Annotated in this window: 18 protein-coding genes; 11 read left to right on the top strand and 7 right to left on the bottom strand. The window is 44.8% G+C overall.

All coding sequences use genetic code 11. The features are described from left to right. Positions 1–2 precede the first annotated feature (2 nt). Positions 3–530 (bottom strand): TRAP transporter small permease, encoded by a 528-nt coding sequence (locus tag OCU60_RS15335; protein WP_074371457.1) that lies wholly within the window; start codon positions 528–530, stop codon positions 3–5. A gap of 313 nt (positions 531–843) precedes the next feature. Between OCU60_RS15335 and OCU60_RS15330 the strand changes: the two genes are divergently transcribed. The 4 genes from OCU60_RS15330 to OCU60_RS15315 all read left to right on the top strand — a co-directional run bounded on the left by OCU60_RS15330 (position 844) and on the right by OCU60_RS15315 (position 4,947). Next, positions 844–1,833, top strand: a complete 990-nt coding sequence (locus OCU60_RS15330) for a TRAP transporter substrate-binding protein (protein WP_074371456.1) — start codon at positions 844–846, stop codon at positions 1,831–1,833. 121 nt (positions 1,834–1,954) lie between these two features. Continuing rightward, positions 1,955–2,725, top strand: coding sequence for an FCD domain-containing protein (locus OCU60_RS15325; protein ID WP_083602566.1), 771 nt, complete (start codon positions 1,955–1,957; stop codon positions 2,723–2,725). 80 nt (positions 2,726–2,805) lie between these two features. Further along, a complete protein-coding gene (gene uxuA / locus OCU60_RS15320; protein WP_074371455.1) occupies positions 2,806–3,996 on the top strand; it encodes a mannonate dehydratase in 1,191 nt (396 codons plus the stop codon). Positions 3,997–4,146: 150 nt separating this feature from the next. Further along, positions 4,147–4,947, top strand: a complete 801-nt coding sequence (locus OCU60_RS15315) for a glycosyl hydrolase 2 galactose-binding domain-containing protein (protein ID WP_074371454.1) — start codon at positions 4,147–4,149, stop codon at positions 4,945–4,947. 123 nt (positions 4,948–5,070) lie between these two features. On the opposite strand, the gene OCU60_RS15310 is transcribed toward OCU60_RS15315, so the two are convergent. From OCU60_RS15310 to argR, 4 genes are all read right to left on the bottom strand, one after another. Next, positions 5,071–5,511, bottom strand: a complete 441-nt coding sequence (locus OCU60_RS15310) for a universal stress protein (RefSeq protein WP_074371453.1) — start codon at positions 5,509–5,511, stop codon at positions 5,071–5,073. A 73-nt stretch (positions 5,512–5,584) separates the two neighbouring features. Next, entirely contained in the window at positions 5,585–8,137 is a 2,553-nt protein-coding gene (locus OCU60_RS15305; protein WP_074371452.1) for a TRAP transporter permease, read from the bottom strand. Between the two features lie 188 nt (positions 8,138–8,325). After that, complete coding sequence (locus OCU60_RS15300) at positions 8,326–9,297, bottom strand: TAXI family TRAP transporter solute-binding subunit (RefSeq protein ID WP_074371451.1); 972 nt, start codon at positions 9,295–9,297, stop codon at positions 8,326–8,328. Positions 9,298–9,634: 337 nt separating this feature from the next. After that, the gene (argR, locus tag OCU60_RS15295; protein ID WP_021019780.1) at positions 9,635–10,105 is read right to left on the bottom strand and encodes a transcriptional regulator ArgR; all 471 of its coding nucleotides are present in this window, start codon (positions 10,103–10,105) and stop codon (positions 9,635–9,637) included. Between the two features lie 388 nt (positions 10,106–10,493). Between argR and mdh the strand changes: the two genes are divergently transcribed. Continuing rightward, the gene (gene mdh, locus OCU60_RS15290; protein ID WP_074371450.1) at positions 10,494–11,429 is read left to right on the top strand and encodes a malate dehydrogenase; all 936 of its coding nucleotides are present in this window, start codon (positions 10,494–10,496) and stop codon (positions 11,427–11,429) included. Positions 11,430–11,499: 70 nt separating this feature from the next. On the opposite strand, the gene ispB is transcribed toward mdh, so the two are convergent. Beyond that, entirely contained in the window at positions 11,500–12,471 is a 972-nt protein-coding gene (gene ispB / locus OCU60_RS15285) for an octaprenyl diphosphate synthase (RefSeq protein ID WP_074371449.1), read from the bottom strand. Positions 12,472–12,741: 270 nt separating this feature from the next. Between ispB and rplU the strand changes: the two genes are divergently transcribed. The 6 genes from rplU to folA all read left to right on the top strand — a co-directional run bounded on the left by rplU (position 12,742) and on the right by folA (position 16,742). Beyond that, a complete protein-coding gene (gene rplU, locus OCU60_RS15280; protein ID WP_021019783.1) occupies positions 12,742–13,053 on the top strand; it encodes a 50S ribosomal protein L21 in 312 nt (103 codons plus the stop codon). 16 nt (positions 13,054–13,069) lie between these two features. Beyond that, positions 13,070–13,327 carry a 50S ribosomal protein L27 gene (gene rpmA, locus OCU60_RS15275; RefSeq protein ID WP_074371448.1) on the top strand — a complete coding sequence of 86 codons (258 nt, stop codon included), beginning with the start codon at positions 13,070–13,072 and terminating at the stop codon, positions 13,325–13,327. A gap of 305 nt (positions 13,328–13,632) precedes the next feature. After that, positions 13,633–14,808: an Obg family GTPase CgtA gene (cgtA, locus tag OCU60_RS15270; RefSeq protein WP_074371447.1), complete on the top strand. Its 1,176-nt coding sequence runs from the start codon at positions 13,633–13,635 to the stop codon at positions 14,806–14,808. Between the two features lie 134 nt (positions 14,809–14,942). Next, positions 14,943–15,704: a threonine/serine exporter family protein gene (locus OCU60_RS15265; RefSeq protein ID WP_074371446.1), complete on the top strand. Its 762-nt coding sequence runs from the start codon at positions 14,943–14,945 to the stop codon at positions 15,702–15,704. 14 nt (positions 15,705–15,718) lie between these two features. After that, a complete protein-coding gene (locus OCU60_RS15260) occupies positions 15,719–16,189 on the top strand; it encodes a threonine/serine exporter family protein (protein ID WP_370738659.1) in 471 nt (156 codons plus the stop codon). Between the two features lie 64 nt (positions 16,190–16,253). Then, a complete protein-coding gene (folA, locus tag OCU60_RS15255; RefSeq protein ID WP_074371444.1) occupies positions 16,254–16,742 on the top strand; it encodes a type 3 dihydrofolate reductase in 489 nt (162 codons plus the stop codon). Positions 16,743–16,765: 23 nt separating this feature from the next. Here folA and apaH read toward each other — a convergent pair whose 3' ends face one another. Then, entirely contained in the window at positions 16,766–17,587 is an 822-nt protein-coding gene (gene apaH / locus OCU60_RS15250; protein WP_074371443.1) for a bis(5'-nucleosyl)-tetraphosphatase (symmetrical) ApaH, read from the bottom strand. Between the last annotated feature and the right edge of the window lie 30 nt (positions 17,588–17,617).

The following is a 17,617-nucleotide window of genomic DNA, read 5'->3' as shown; positions in this document are numbered from 1 at the left end:
TCCTATTTTAATTGGTTAGCCACAGAATCCGCTTTATGTGACTTATTACACATTAGGATTCTCAGGTTGGTCAAAAAGTCAGTGGATAGATAAATCAACATGAACATGCCGCTGAGAGGGATGGCCGCGTAAACGTATCCCATCTGGAGGCTGAGGGAAGGCGATATCTGACCGGTTTCCAGGACATGCAACATGAGTTTGCCCCCCCCATAAACCATGATCACGCTGGCAAAAAGGAGACTGATTACATTAACGACAAGACGGAGAATACTGAGTTTGGCGGGTTTGTTCTCTAATATTTGTTCAAGTAATTCAATGGCTAAATGGCGTTTTTGCCCCAATGTATATGCCGCGCCCATCAGGCCGACCCATATAAAAAGAAAGCGAGCGAGTTCGTCTGTTGTTGTACTGGGTGTGTTCAATACATACCGAGAGAAAACTTGCCAGACGACGCAAATAACGAGGACGCTGGATAACCCGATGCAGAACATCGATAGTCCTCGATTAATGACGCCTATTAACTTGTCCATAATGACTCCTGGTAAACCAATTTTGTTATATAAGCATGTTGGGGGGGAATTATTTCCTTAAAATCGCTTGGCATTAGAGCATGTCGCACAAAAATAGCCTGTGATCGAACTCTCATTAATATTTGGTCTGAACAGTTGTGGTCGTTTTTTATGAAGTTGGTCAACCAATTTAAAGTTTTGTCTTGAAATTGGTCTGCATTGACAGTTAATTTAATAGTGACCTACTAGAGATGAGACAAATAGACATGGATTGCTCATCCGATAATCTGAAAGATAACGCATGAAAACAACATCACTCTAAATGGAGAATATTATGCGGTTGAATAAAAAAACGCTGTCTACCCTGATGGCTTGTGTGGCGGCAGCTTCAATTTCTTTTACAGCATCTGCGACAACCATTTTAAAGTTGAGCCATAACCAAGACAGAAATCACCCGGTTCACAAGTCAATGAAATATATGGCAGACAAAGTGAAAGAGTATACGCACGGTGAGGTAAAAATTCGTATCTACCCGAACGGCCAGTTAGGGACGCAGCGTGAATCGATGGAATTGCTGCAAAATGGCGCTTTGGACATCGCGAAATCAAATGCGAGTGAGCTGGAGTCGTTTGAACCCGCCTACGGTGCATTTAACATCCCTTATATTTTCCATAATCGCGACCATTTTTACCGTGTAATGACCGGTAAGGTCGGAGATGACATTTTAAATGCATCCAAAGGAAAAGGGTTCATTGGTTTAACTTACTATGATGGTGGTGCCCGTAGCTTTTATGCGAAGAAGCCGATCAAGTCACCGGCTGATCTGAAAGGTATGAAAATTCGTGTACAACCCAGTCCTACCGCAGTCAACATGATTAAACTCATGGGGGGATCACCAACACCGCTGGCTTATGGTGAACTGTATACAGCACTGCAACAAGGTGTGGTCGATGGTGCTGAGAACAATGAAACAGCTTTAACCAACTCTCGTCATGGTGAAGTGGCGAAATTCTTTAGTATGGATGAACATACGATGATTCCTGATGTTCTCGTGATCAGTGAAGAGTCTTGGGAAAAACTCACACCGGATCAGCAAGTTGCTATTCGTAAAGCAGCGAAAGAGTCCATGCTGTATCACAAAGATCTTTGGACCAAAATGATTGCCAAAGCGCAAGAAAAAGCCAAATCAGCGATGGGTGTTACTTTCGTGAAGGTTGAGAAGCAGCCGTTTATTGATGCGGTCAAACCAATGCATGATGAAGCATTGAATAATAAGGCGATCTCCAAGTACGTGAAAGACATTGATGCGTTGGCATCCAATTAAGCAATACCATTAATGGTTGGCCAATGTGTATTGGTCAACCGGTTTTTAGGGGCGATGTGGTTGTATTCTTATCCAACAATCCCTGTCCCCCATACTAACGGTAGTTACTAAGTGAGATCATATGGGTATTCAAACAGACTTGAGTGTTCGTGTTGATATGGCTCATCCACAGCGTCTTTATCAAAAAATAGGCCTTGGATTACAAAAACGGATTGCATCCGGGGAGTTTGGTCTCGGTGATCGGTTGCCGCCTGAACGAGAGATCGCCGAGGAACTTGATGTGAGTCGTTCCGTCGTTCGGGAAGCCATTATCATGTTAGAGCTGCAAGGGTTTGTTGAAGTTCGTAAAGGGTCAGGCGTTTATGTCATTAAACTGCCGAGCACATTACAAGAAGAGCACGAGCCAGAATTAAATCGCAGTAGCGACGTCGGTCCGTTTGAATTGTTACAAGCACGGCAGGTATTAGAAAGTCAGATTGCGAGTTTTGCTGCATTGAACGTCACGAAGAATGAGATCTCTCGCCTTCGATACTATTTGGATCAAGAACGCATCAATCTGGAAAATAATACCGAGGATTACGAATATGATCGGTTATTCCACCTGACGATCGCTGAAGCCTCTCAAAATAGTGTCTTGAGCGACATCATTCATGACTTGTGGGAGCGACGTAACGACAGTCCGATGTGGCAACAACTGCATTCACGTATCAAGAGCAATACCTACCGTTATCAATGGTTAGAAGATCATGAGCGAATTTTATTGGCATTACAAAAGCGTGATCCGGACAGTGCCAGACAAGTGATGTGGCAGCACATCGAAAATGTGAAGCAGACGCTGTTTAAATTATCCGATATGGATGATCCGTTATTTGATGGTTATCTATTTCGCTAATTCTCTGAATCGAACCATGTCGCACACGGCTGCATGGCTCAACAATGAATCACTATAAAACGAATAACTAGGAAACAATTATGGAACAAACTTGGCGTTGGTACGGCCCAAGCGATCCTGTGTCTTTAGATGATATTAAACAAGCAGGCGCGACGGGAATTGTAACCGCATTGCATCATATTCCGAATGGTGAAGTATGGCGCAAAGATGAAATCCTTAAGCGTAAAACGCTGTTAGAAGAGAACGGTTTTAATTGGTCCGTTGTCGAAAGTGTTCCGGTACATGAAGAGATTAAGACGCGCACCGGTCACTATGCGCAATGGATTGAGAATTACAAACAGTCACTGATCAATCTGGCGGAATGTGGCATTGATACGGTGTGTTACAACTTTATGCCGGTACTCGATTGGACACGTACCGATTTGGAGTATCAGTTACCTGACGGGTCCAAAGCTCTGCGGTTTGATCAGATTGAATTTGCGGCATTTGAACTATTTATTCTCAAACGGCCGGGTGCGGCAGCCGATTACACCGCAGAGGAACAAGCACAAGCGAAAGCCTGTTTCGAGGGGATGACTCAGGCACAAATCGAGAAGTTAACATCCAATATTATTGCCGGCTTACCCGGTGCAGAAGAAGGCTATACGTTAGAAGAATTTCAAACACGTCTTGATACGTATCAGGACATTGACAAAGAAAAACTGCGTGAACATATGGTGTTGTTTCTACAAGAGCTAATACCAGTATGTGAGCAGTACGGCCTTAAATTAGCCGTACATCCGGATGATCCACCGCGTCCGATTCTTGGCTTACCTCGGATCGTCTCAACCATCGAAGATATCGAAGCACTGACCACCGCGGTGCCAAGCCTGATGAACGGAATTACCATGTGTACCGGCTCTTACGGTGTGCGCGGAGACAATGATCTGGTGCGGATGATAGAAACGTATGGTGAACGAATTTACTTTACGCATTTACGTTCGACCTTGCGTGAAGAAGGTCATCCCATGAATTTCCATGAAGCCGCCCATTTAGATGGGGATGTGGATATGTACAATGTGATTCATGCACTCCTCAAAGAAGAGCACCGACGTGAAACACAAGGCGATGTTCGTCGAATTCCGATGCGTCCGGATCACGGTCATCAGATGATTGACGATCTGAAAAAACAAACCAATCCGGGCTATTCCTGTATCGGGCGTTTGAAAGGACTGGCTGAGATTCGAGGCGTTGAACTTGCTTTGAAACGGGCGTTTTACACCAATAAATAAATGATTTATCTGTACCTAGTTACGTTCTTTGCTGTTGATTGACTTCGCCGCTATTTAGCGGCTTTTTTTTTATGGGCAGAGATTTGATTCTTTCAAAATGAGCGTGACTCTGGGACAATGTAAAAATTGATCCAGAACAAATTGTGGTATATGAAATATTCATTGGCAGGTTATTGGCAGCTTTCTCCGCTGACTGATCTCACTGTTCCTCAGGATGATATCTGTTTTCCCGCACCGTTGAGTGACGCTCTTCCTGTCACGCTTTCTGAAACAGAGATTACAGCACAGGAATGGCACCTCATGCATGATATTGACGTGGATGATGCGTTGCTGAGCTATGCGGGGATTGATCTCGTTTTAGAAGGGATCGACCATCATGCCGAAATCCGTCTCAATGGCGTTGCGCTGTTTGATTGTGACGGGTTGTCATCGATATATCGCAAAGATATTCGAGCCTTACTTCAGCCCGGCCGGAATCGGTTTGAGATTCTATTTCTCGAACCCGATGATGAGCCATTGGTTGATGTCGAGCAACATCCACTCTGTTTTCTAGGAAAAGAGCCGGTTCGCCACTATGACTCACGCGTCGGTATCTGGCGAGAACCTTATCTGCAATGTATCCGCCATGTGAGGCTGACGCATTTGGCAACGGAGCAGGTATGGCATCACGGTGGGGGATGTGAACTGTTGGTGCATGTTTATTTTGATATGTTAAAGCCCGGACTGGTGTCTGCGGTGATTAAATTTGATGGGATGAGTTATCAGATACCCATCGATATGAGAAGCGATCAGGCCAGTGCTGTGTTTCAGGTTGATGCTCCCCGCTATTTTGATCCTCGGCATCCGGATCCTCAGGATTTATATGTATTAACCGTTCAACTGGACGGGCAGGAAGAGAGTTGTCAGATTGGTCTGAGTGAAGGTATCTGCGTGACTCACTTTCCGCTTTGATGATGACATTGCACTGTCGAACCAATCCCGGTTGAGACAAGCAGACGATTTAAAAAAGGTGCAGACTGAATCTGCACCTTTTTCTTTTCATCTTGTTTTGACGATAGTTCAAGGTCGTTGAGGTTAGAGCTCTTGAGGTTTGACAACCAGTACATGAATGGGGGAGCTCTGCACGACTTTACTGGCGACTGAGCCTAATACCACCTTATCAATTTTGGAACGTTTATGGCTTGGCATGATAATGAGGTCACAGCCCAGTTTTTCGGCATAGTCCAAAATGGTGCTATAAGGTTTGCCTTCAGCAATGTGGAGGTGATAGACCACTTCTTCATCAATATGTGTTTCTGCGAAAGTTTTGAGTTGCGCTTTGACGTCAGCTTTCATGTTGGCTGCCGCATCTTTCGGGAAATAGGTCGAAACCATGGACATATGAATACCGGGCAAAACCTTGAGCAGATGTATTTCGGCATTTGAATGCTTTGCATGCCAGACTGCGATTTCTACCGCTTTATCGGCAAAGCCTTGTTCATTTAAATCAACAGGTACAAGAATATGTTTGTACATGGGTATATAACCTCTCTAGCCAGAATCGGAGTCATTATATGCCTGATTGGAATCAGGCATATTGATATGGCATCTATTTTGATGATCTTATGCGGCGCTTTTGATTCCAGATTAATAATAACGTGAGGAATAATGCCGGAATAAATACCCACTCTTTCATCGGGCGTTCAGATTCGACGATAATTGAGTCAATTTTCCAGTCAAAATCAATGCCGGAGGCTTCTGCCGGACTACCGAATTCAACCATATCGACGATCATATCTTGCCCTTTTTCGGTCAGCATCAAGCCCATTGAACTGACTCTCTCTTCCGCTGTTTTGGCACGCTCCTCGAATGGTAACCGGACCGTTTTCGTCACATGTTCACCATTCATTTTGTCGCCTGAAACGACCAGCTTCAATGCTTCACCCGGATGAAGTTGCTCCGTGATTTGGTAAATATCAGTGCCCGGATAGAGGTCATGCTCAGGGTAGATCATGTCCCACCAGAATCCGGGACGGAAGAATGTGAAGGTCAGCGCAAGGAGTAAGACTGTTTCCCACCATTTATTTTTAGTAAACCACCATCCCTGCGTTGCAGCAGAGAACAGCAACATTGCGGTGATGGCAGAGAAAATGGTTAGGATTAAATGCCACCAAGTATCGATACCAATCAATAACAGTTGGGTATTGAATACGAACATGAACGGTAAGATGGCGGTCCGAATATCATAGGTAAAGCCTTGAATACCGGTCCGAATCGGATCAGATTTGGCAATCGCAGCCGCTGCAAAAGCCGCCAGACCCACAGGGGGCGTGTCATCAGCCAGAATACCGAAATAGAACACAAACAAGTGCACCGCGATCAACGGGATGATCAGGCCGTGTTGTGCCCCGAGGGTGACGATCACCGGTGCCATCAGCGTCGAAACAACAATATAGTTTGCCGTTGTCGGTAGCCCCATCCCCAGAATCAAGCTGATCACAGCGGTAAAGATCAACATCATGATCACGCTGCCACCGGAGATGAATTCTACAAAGTCAGTCATCACCAGCCCGATTCCCGTTAAGGTGACCACACCAACGACAATCCCGGCGGCAGCCGTTGCGACACCAATACCAATCATATTACGTGCACCGGATGCCAGGCTTTCAAAGAAATCGTTCAAGCCGACTTTTGCCTGTTCAGCGATATCACCGGATTGATTCATGAAAGCCATTAACGGGCGTTGGGTCAGCAAAATAAAGATCATAAATACGGTTGCCCAGAAGGCCGATAATCCCGGAGAAAAACGTTCAACGGTCAAACACCAGACCAACACCACGATCGGTAGCAGGAAGTGCAGACCTGATTTCAGCGTTGGCCCCGGATCTGGTACTTCATGTAAGTCCTCATCAATATCCATGGTTTGCCCAGCATAGCGGGAGGATATTTTAACCAAACCGACATAGGATACGAGTAGTGCCAAAGTGACGATAGGCGTTGCTGCTGAACCAAAGGCTGCTTTTGTCCAACCCACTCCGTAATAGACGATAGCACTGATTGCTCCGAGCGCCAGAATGGTACCGGTAAAAGACAGAATGCTCTGAAGCAATGTGACTGTTTTGCGACGCGGCAGTCCTTCCATGCCAGCTTTGCAGGCTTCGAGATGGACAATATAAATCAGCGCGATATAAGAGATAATGGCAGGCAGAGCTGCAGCTTTGATGACTTCAACATAAGAAATACCGACATACTCGACCATCAGGAAAGCGGCTGCGCCCATGATCGGTGGGGTCAGCTGACCATTGGTTGACGCGGCAACTTCTACAGCTCCGGCTTTGGTGCCCGGAAAGCCGACTCGCTTCATTAACGGAATGGTAAATGTACCCGTTGTCACCACGTTTGCAATCGAAGAACCGGAAACTAAGCCGGATAATCCGGATGCAACAACCGCAGCTTTAGCCGGGCCGCCTCGCATGTGTCCTAGGAGCGAGAAAGCGACTTTAATGAAATAAGCGCCGGCTCCGGCTCTTTCTAACATCGCACCGAAAAGAACAAACAGAAATACAAATGAGGTTGAAACACCCAAAGCAACCCCGAAGACCCCCTCGGTGGTGAGCCAGAGGTGGGACATCGCTTTATTTAAGCTGGCACCTTTGTGAGCAATGACATCCGGCATATATGGTCCTGCGAAGGTATAAAAGAGAAATACCATCGCCACCATCATCAATGGCGGACCTAAAGCCCGGCGTGTGGCTTCGAGGAGTAACACCATGCCGATTACAGAAACCACGACATCCACGGTTGTCGGAGCCCCTGAGCGTCCGGCTAAAGCTTCATAAAATAGGTAAATATAAGCAGCGGAGAAGCTACCGAGTAATGCCAGTATCCAGTCAATCAGGGGAATATGATCCCGAGAAGAATTCTTCATGGCCGGATACGCTGTGAATGCAAGGAATATTGCAAACATCAGATGGATTGAACGAGCCTGTGTGTCGTTGAGAACGCCAAAATTAAAAATGAATGGTAGCGGTGAGGCATACCAAAGTTGGAATAATGACCAACAGACCGGAACAACCCAGAGAATCCGGCCTGCAAGGCCCTTGGGATTCCGGGCACCAGTATCTGCCTGTGCCACCATATCCTGTACATTTGCCTGCGTCATGTACGTTATCCTTATTATTGAATTATTGATGGTCTAATGATGAAGTTACACCATGACTTTCACTCCAACGGAAAGTCAGAAAAGATATTGCGAAAATAAAAATGAGTGATTTATGCAATACCAAAATACAAAATGAGGAGGCGCTCGGCCTCCTCATGATTTATCAAAGCGTTAGCCTGAGGAGGTGCTTATTTGAGTAAGCCAACTTCTTTATAATATTTGACTGCACCCGGATGGAGCGGAATTGAAATCCCCGCTTTCACCATGTCTTCTTTTTTCAGGTGAGCAAATGCCGGATGAAGTCTCTTGAACGTGTCAAAGTTTTCAAACACAGCTTTGGCTACGTTATAAGCAACTTTGTCGGAGACGTCAGCACTGGTTACCAATGTGGCGGCAACACCGAAGCTTTTCACGTCTTGATCGGTTCCCCGATACATACCGGCGGGTACATCTGTATAAGTATAGTAAGGGTTTTCTGCAACGATCTTATCAATTTCCGGGCCGGTCACAGGCACAAGTTTCGCATCACATGATGTGGTTGCTTCTTTGATAGAACCATTCGGGTGACCAACAACGTAGATAAATGCATCGATTTTATTATCACACAGTGCCTGAGAACGCTCTGAACCTTTCAACTCTGAAGTGAGTTTAAAGCTATCTTTCGTCCAACCCATTTTCTCCATAATCACTTGCATTGTGGCCCGGTCACCGGAACCTGGGTTACCGATGTTGACACGTTTGCCTTTCAAGTCTTTGATATTGTTAATATGGGCGTCGGTACGGGCAATGACGTTAAATGGTTCTGTATGAAGGGAGAACATTGCACGTAGTTTTTTGTAAGGACCTTGTTCAGCGAATTTACTGGTCCCGTTGTAGCCGTGATACTGCCAATCTGACTGGACGATACCGAAATCAAGTTCACCGGAGCGAATTGTATTGACGTTATAAATCGATCCACCAGTTGATTCAACGGAGCAACGAATATCGTGTTCCTTGCGATCTTTATTCACGAGTTTACAGATTGCACCACCAGTTGGGTAATAGACACCAGTGACAGAGCCTGTTCCTATCGTAATGAATTCTTGCGCACTGACGGCAGAGCTTGCACAGATGGCAGCAGCAGCGATTGCGCTAAGTTTCATAATTTTATTCAATACCATGAATATTCCTTCCTTTTTGCTTGTTGTCTCTCAGTGAATATAGACTGAAGAGCATTCCTATTGAAGAAACAGCAACTTTTCACATGACTCGAAAAGTGGGCCGATAATATCAAAAAATTGGCACAAAACTGAAATATTGTTAATGAAAATTATACATATGACAAAAATATCAGAGAAAAATTTGGTAAGCGGTAATCGAATTGGTGAGTGGAATCAATAGGTTAAATATGAGTAAAATCAAACACTAGAGATGTTGAAGATGTGATGTAAGTCACGTTAACTATTTCAATAAACAGAATGTTATTCTTCTTATCACTAGTGTTTTATGCTGCAAAAATTATCCGAAATATTCGAAAAGTTCGCACACAGAATGGTGTAACTCTTCAACGGAAATTTGACGGGTCGGGGTAATGAAAATGGTATCATCTCCGGCGACAACACCAAGAATCCCTTCTGATTTACCGAGCGAATCCAATAAGCGAGCAATGAGTTGCGCGGCACCGGGGCCGGTGTGAATCACCACTAAGGCCGGGTTATAATCGATATCAAGAACAAGTTCTCGTAAAGAACTTGAAACGGTAGGAACTCCCAATTCAGCAGGAAGACAGTACACCATTTCCATTTTGGCGTTTCGAGTCCGGACGGCTCCGAATTTTGTTAACATCCTGGAGACTTTGGATTGGTTGATGTTCTCAAATCCTTCACTGCGCAGCGCTTCGACAATATCACTTTGAGAGCCGAAACGTTCTTCTTTCAGTAATGCTTTAAATGAGCGGACTAACAGATCTTGTTTATCTACGTTTTTCATAATTTACTTAGAAAGGGCTTCTGAGCCGATGGGCTGCATTAACCTCATGGTTATCAAAATTACTACATAAGGCGAAGAGAGACCTTATGTATCCTTTGAATATTTTCGCATAGTTATGCACAATGCTCCAACTGATTTAAAATTCAGTGTAGAGAATCAGTTGTCAGCTATTTGGTATTAATGGATATATAAAGCATAAAATACTGTATAATCGCTAAAAATGCTGTGGGGGAATGCTTGCTCAGGCGGAAGCTTCATACTGGTTTTTGCGTCACTTCGCAAAGCTAGCGCGAGTCAATTGTAATCAAGTTGTAATTGCTATAGCTTTCCCAGTTGCATAATTACCCTACAAAAGAAATATCGAGAGAACGCTCAAGGAGAATTACAAATGAAAGTCGCTGTTATTGGTGCCGCTGGCGGTATCGGTCAAGCCCTTGCTCTGTTATTGAAGAATCATCTACCTGCTGGTTCTGATCTTGCCCTTTACGATATCGCACCTGTGACACCGGGTGTGGCAAAAGATCTGAGTCATATCCCGACCCCTGTTTCAATCAATGGCTACTCAGGAGAAGATCCAACACCAGCCCTTGAAGGGGCGGATGTCGTGTTGATTTCTGCGGGTGTCGCTCGTAAGCCGGGTATGGATCGTTCGGATCTGTTTAATGTCAATGCAGGGATTGTTAAATCACTTGCTGAAAAAATTGCGGTTGTTTGTCCTGAAGCATGTATCGGGATTATCACCAACCCTGTCAATACGACGGTTGCTATTGCTGCTGAAGTTCTGAAAAAAGCGGGTGTTTATAACCAGCGTAAATTATTCGGTATTACAACGCTGGATGTGATCCGTTCAGAAACATTCGTCGGTGAATTAAAAGGAAAAAATCCACTGGATGTGAACGTGCCTGTGATTGGTGGACATTCAGGTGTGACTATTCTTCCTTTACTCTCTCAGGTCAAAGATGTCACTTTTTCTGATGAAGAAGTTGCAGCTTTAACACACCGCATTCAAAACGCAGGAACAGAAGTGGTTGAAGCAAAAGCGGGTGGTGGTAGTGCAACATTATCGATGGGGCAGGCGGCTTGTCGTTTTGGTTTGTCGCTCGTGAAAGCGCTTCAGGGTGAATCCAATGTTATCGAGTGTGCTTATATTGAAAGCGATGGCGGACTTGCGCCTTTCTTTGCTCAACCCATCCGATTAGGCAAAGACGGCATTGAAGAAGTGCTGAGCTATGGTGAATTGAGTTCATTTGAACAAAAAGCACTGGACGGAATGTTGGATACATTGAATGGTGATATTCAGCTTGGTGTTGATTTCGCGTCATAATCATTCGATATATTTTGTTCAAAATAAAAAAGCTGGCTTAGCCAGCTTTTTTTACAATGATTGAATGACTCTATTTACTGCGGTGAACTGCGAGATGAGCTAGTGAAATCAGCGCTTCTTTGTATTCGCTGTCAGGAATAATATCGAGAGCCTGAATTGCTTTGTCGGCTTCTTCCTGAGCTTTCTGCTGGGTGTAACTGAGAGAGTCGGTTTGTTCCAGAATATCAAGGATCGTTTCTAGATGCTCCATACCATTTGATTTTTCGATGGCATCCCGGATCATCTGGACTTGTTCGGGCGTTCCCGTGCGCATGGCATGCAGTAATGGGATGGTCGGTTTTCCTTCTGCAAGATCATCACCGACGTTTTTACCCATTTCGTCACCATCTGATGTGTAATCCATTAAATCATCAATCAGTTGAAATGCAGTCCCCAGATAGCGGCCATAATCTTGAAATGCTTTTTCTGTATCAGCATCAGCGTTGTTCAGGATCGCTCCGATCTGAGTCGCGGCTTCAAACAAACGGGCTGTTTTGGAATAGATCACCTGCATGTAGTTTTCTTCGGTGATATCCGGATCATTACAGTTGATCAACTGCTGGACTTCGCCTTCCGCAATAACATTGACTGCGTAACTCATGAGTTCCAGCACTCGGAGTGAGCCAAGTTGTGTCATCATTTGGAATGAACGCGTATAAATGTAGTCACCGACCAATACGCTGGCAGCATTGCCAAAAGTCGCATTCGCTGTGGCTTTTCCCCGTCTCATGTCTGATTCATCAACAACATCGTCGTGAAGTAACGTCGCGGTGTGTATAAACTCAATAAATGCAGCCGCTTTCGTGTGCGCGTCACCAGTGTAACCCAGAGCTCGGGCAGAGAGCACTGCCAGCAGAGGACGCAGGCGTTTACCGCCACTATTTATAAGGTAAAAACCAAGCTGATTGATCAATGAAACATCAGAATTGAGTTGGGCAAGTATGGTCTCATTAACTTTTGCCATGTCATCGGCAGTGAGTGCTTGGATAGCTTTAAAATCCATTGTAAATCCGGCTGAAGTTCGATATTTGTAAGGAAATAATGTTCTTTGAATCTGTTCATAATACACTAAAAAACAGGGATGAATACATGCTATAATGATGGGCTCGAGAGACTTTTGTCCGGTGAGTTGTTTTTCGCCAATTTTTTAAAAATAGAGCTTGTTTTAAAAACGCCATTCGCGTAGAATCTGCGCCCTATTGATGATTAGTTTAGCGCACACCCAAAATTACTCAAATAGTAGGATGGCTGTGCGGAAAGAGCGGAGTAAAATATGTACGCTGTTTTCCAGTCTGGTGGTAAACAACACCGAGTAAGCGAAGGTCAAACACTTCGTTTAGAGAAATTAGACGTTGAAACTGGCGCAACTGTTGAATTTGATAAAGTTCTTCTGGTTGCTAACGGTGAAGAAATCACTGTTGGTGCGCCTCTTGTTGATGGCGGAAAAGTAACTGCAGAAGTTGTACAACACGGTCGTGGCGATAAAGTAAAAATCGTTAAGTTCCGTCGTCGTAAGCATTCTCGCAAGCAACAAGGCCATCGTCAGTGGTTCACTGAAGTGAAAATCACTGCTATCAACGCTTAAGTAGGAGAGTTTAACAATGGCACACAAAAAAGCTGGTGGTTCTACTCGTAACGGCCGCGATTCAGAAAGTAAACGTCTTGGTGTAAAACGTTTTGGTGGTGAGTCTGTATTAGCAGGTAACATCATCGTTCGCCAACGTGGAACAAAATTCCATGCTGGAACTAACGTAGGTATCGGTAAAGACCATACTCTTTTTGCTTTATCTGATGGTAAAGTGAAATTTGAAGTAAAAGGTTCTAAAAACCGTAAGTTCGTTAGTATCGAAACTGAATAATTTTAGTTTCCTGATGAATTTAAAAGCCCTGCCATTTGGTGGGGTTTTTTGTTTATTTCCAGTCTGTCAGTTTGGTTTTTACATATTTAGTTTTCAGCACGATGATGAGATGCTGAAAACGATTTAAAACCAGAATTTAAAGTGATCGACTTCGGTTTTGAGCTTCGGCGAGCAGGTGTCATGTCTGTTTTGAGCCGGAGACGAGCCGCTGAAAGAATATTATGAATGATTTACTTGGAGTCCTGCTAAAGTTTATAGCAATGATATTCCAGTAATGTTGCAACGCAAGTTGTGCGGAGTGAAAGATGAAATTCGTTGATGAAGCTGTCGTAAAGGTTCAGGCGGGTGATGGCGGAAACGGCATTGTCAGCTTCTGGCGTGAAAAATTTGTCACAAAAGGTGGCCCTGACGGTGGCGACGGCGGTGATGGCGGGGATATTTATATGCTTGCTGATGAAAATTTAAATACACTGATTGATTATCGCTTTCAGCGCTTTTATGACGCTGGACGTGGCGAAAATGGACGTGGCGGGAACTGTACGGGAAAACGCGGGAAAGACAAAGTGCTTCGTGTTCCTGTGGGAACCCGGGCAATCGATATCCATACCAATGAAGTGATTGGTGAAGTCGCTGAGCATGGCAAAAAGCTAATGGTTGCCAAAGGTGGTTGGCATGGTTTAGGCAATACCCGTTTCAAGTCCTCAGTTAATCGTGCCCCGAGACAGAAAACCATGGGAACGAAAGGTGAAGTTCGGGAAATTCGTTTAGAACTGCTATTGCTGGCTGATGTTGGTATGTTGGGCTTACCCAATGCAGGAAAATCGACCTTTATTCGTGCTGTCTCGGCTGCAAAACCGAAAGTGGCGGATTATCCGTTTACGACGTTGATCCCTAGTCTCGGTGTTGTCAGTGTTGTCCCTGAAAAGAGTTTTGTTGTTGCCGATATTCCCGGATTGATCGAAGGTGCGGCAGATGGTGCCGGGCTGGGGATTCGATTCTTGAAACATCTTGAGCGGTGCCGAGTATTGCTCCATATGATCGATTTGCTGCCGGTTGATCAAAGTGATCCGGCTGAAAATGCCAGGATCATTGTCGACGAATTAAGCCAATACAATGACAAGTTGTCACAAAAGCCCCGTTGGTTGGTATTTAACAAAGTTGATCTGCTCCCTGAAGATGAATCTGACAAGATTATTCAATCTGTACTGGACGAGCTTGAATGGGAAGGTGAATATTTCCGGATTTCAGCAATCAATAAACAGGGGACGCCTGAGCTCTGTATGAAGTTGGCTGACTTTATGGAATCTTTGCCAAAAGAGACGGCAGAACAGACTGAAGAAGAAAAAGTCGAATTTATGTGGGATGACTACCATCAATCGGCTATGAATAGTCCCGATGTCATTACCGAAGACTGGGATGATGAGGATTGGGATGACGACGACGATGATGATGACGGTCATGTGATCTATGTTCGAGACTAATCAATGCATTTAATTTTTTAAACCGCGATTTTTATTGCGGTTTTTTTGTCTAAATCATTTCTCAACGTATAATTTTCGGGCAAACTCTAAGTTTCGTATGCTATTGACGAATGAATTAGGTTGGGAATGGAATCATGACATCGAAACAGAGAGCAGTCTCTCGTCTGATTGCTCAGGCGGGGCAGATGCTGTTAGCTCATGGTGCAGAGAGCACTTTAGTCGCGGATATCATGAGACGGATAGGGATAGCCAGTGACATGGATGAAGTCGAAGTTGCGCTTACGGCGAATTCACTGGTGGTGACCACTGTTTATGAGGCGCATTGTATAACGACGGCACGTCGATGTCAGGATCGTGGCATCAACATGAAGGTTGTGACTGATATTCAACGGATTTGTATTATGATGGAAAAAGGTATCGTTGATTATCAGCTTGCTCAACAAAAATTAAATCGGATTACCCCGCAACGTTATAATCGTTGGCTGGTTCTGGTCATGATTGGCTTGTCTTGTGCGTCATTTAGTCGCCTTGCTGGCGGAGACTGGGTCATCTTTGCCGCCACTTTTGTCGCTTCTTCTGTTGGCATGTGTGTCAGGCAGGAAATTGCTCATCGTCATTTCAACCCGCTGCTTAATTTTGCCGCTACGGCATTTGTAACCTCTTTAATTTCAGCGCAAGCCGTCAGTTATCAATGGGGAAATAACCCGACGTTAGTGATGGCTTGCTCTGTATTAATGCTGGTACCGGGCTTTCCGCTGATTAATTCAGTGGCTGATATGCTGAAGGGCTATGCCAATACGGGGATGGCTCGGTTCATGATTGCATCGCTTCTGACTCTTTCAACTTGTTTAGGGATTATTGCAGCGATGTTTGTGACAGGTGTTTCGGGGTGGTAATGATGAATATAGATATGATCATGACGTTATTCCTAGGATTGTTGAACGATATGTTTTTTGCATCAATTCCGGCAGTCGGTTTTGCCTTGGTCTTTAACGTTCCTGCACCAGCATTGAAATATTGTGCGCTGGGTGGTGCAATCGGTCACGGTTGCCGTTTTCTGTTAATGAAATATGGAATGCCGATTGAGTGGGGAACGTTCTTTGCCGCGACACTGGTTGGCATGATCGGTGTTCATTGGTCTCATCGCTTTCTGGCCCATCCGAAAGTATTTACCGTTGCCGCATTAATTCCGATGGTTCCGGGCGTTTTTACTTATCGTGCCATGATTGCCATGGTTGAAATTAATCATCTCGGCTTTACACCGGATCTATTTTCAGTGTTGATGGAAAATTTTCTGAAGGCGATGTTTATTATTGCTGGCTTGGCGGTTGGCTTAGCGGTTCCCGGCTTATTATTTTACCGTAGAAAGCCAGTCGTTTAGATTGCTTGAAGCTCGAATCTCGATAGAATAGCAGCTTATTTTTTGATGTGATGGCGGTATTTCTATGATTATCAGTATGATTGCAGCGATGGCAAAGAACCGGGTGATCGGTAAAGAAAATCAGATGCCTTGGCATTTACCTGCGGATTTTGCTTGGTTTAAACGTTGTACGCTGGGTAAACCAATCATTATGGGAAGAAAAACTTTCGAGTCGATTGGTAAGGCGCTTCCCGGACGACAAAACATCGTCATCACTCGCAACCCTCAGTTTTGCGCGGCTGGGGTCGAGGTGGCGGATTCCCTTGAAAATGCATTGGCGCTCGCAGCTCAGGCTGATGAAGTCATGATTATAGGGGGGGGAAGTATTTATCAGTCGAGTTTACCGATGGCTTCAAGATTATATCTTACCTATATTCAGGCTGACATTGAAGGGGATACTTGCTTCCCTGAATTCGGTGTTGAATGGCACGAGACCTATCGGGAAGCGTATTCACAAGATGAAAAAAATGCCTATGGCATGTCATTTGTGATCCTGGAGCAAAAGCAAGATTAATCTGATCGCTGGCTCAGAGGAGATTAACGCCTCTGAGTTTCGGTCAGCGCAGGTTGACTGAAAAGTTGCTGGTCTTCCCAGCGGATCATCGTTAATGTTCCTCCCCAGACACAACCAGTATCAAGTCCGATAACATCTTTTCTGACACAGCCTTCTAATGCAGCCCAGTGACCAAAAATAATACGTTTCTCGATTGGCGTCACCCTTGGGAGATCAAACCATGGTCGTAGGTGAGTGGGATCTACTTCTGAAGGCGGTAACTTACAGTCCATATCCAGGGCCCCGCTGGGGGTACAGAAACGCATTCGGGTAAAGGCGTTAATGATATAACGATAGCGTTCCAGACCGGATAGTGAGTCGTGCCACTGATTGGGCATATTTGAATACATATGCTCGATAATCCATGGCCATTGATCGCTTTGGAGCAGGGACTCAATTTCCTGAGCTGCCTGTCGTGCTGTTGACAGATCCCATTGAGGAGAAATGCCTGCATGACAGACGACAAATTCAGCATGTTCTTGAAGAAGGGGTTGATATCGTAACCATTCGAGGAGTTCGTCTCTATCTGGTGCCTGAAAAATTGCATCTGTACGATCTTTCTTTTTGAGAGGGTGGATTCCCAGAGCAATCGACAGCAGATGAAGATCATGATTGCCTAATACAGTCTTGGCGGATGTTCCCAATGCTTTTATATAGCGCAGTGTTTCCAGTGACTTCGGACCTCTGGCAACCAGATCGCCAGCAACCCACAGTTGATCATGCTGAGGGCTGAAGTCAACTTGAGAAAGGAGTCGTTCGAGTTCGTCCAGACACCCTTGCAGATCGCCAACAATATAATTCGCCAATTCGATAGTCCCTTTTCATTTAAAGCAATG

Source organism: Vibrio spartinae, assembly GCF_024347135.1.
Lineage (GTDB): Bacteria > Pseudomonadota > Gammaproteobacteria > Enterobacterales > Vibrionaceae > Vibrio > Vibrio spartinae.
This window is presented reverse-complemented; position numbering and strand designations above follow the sequence as displayed.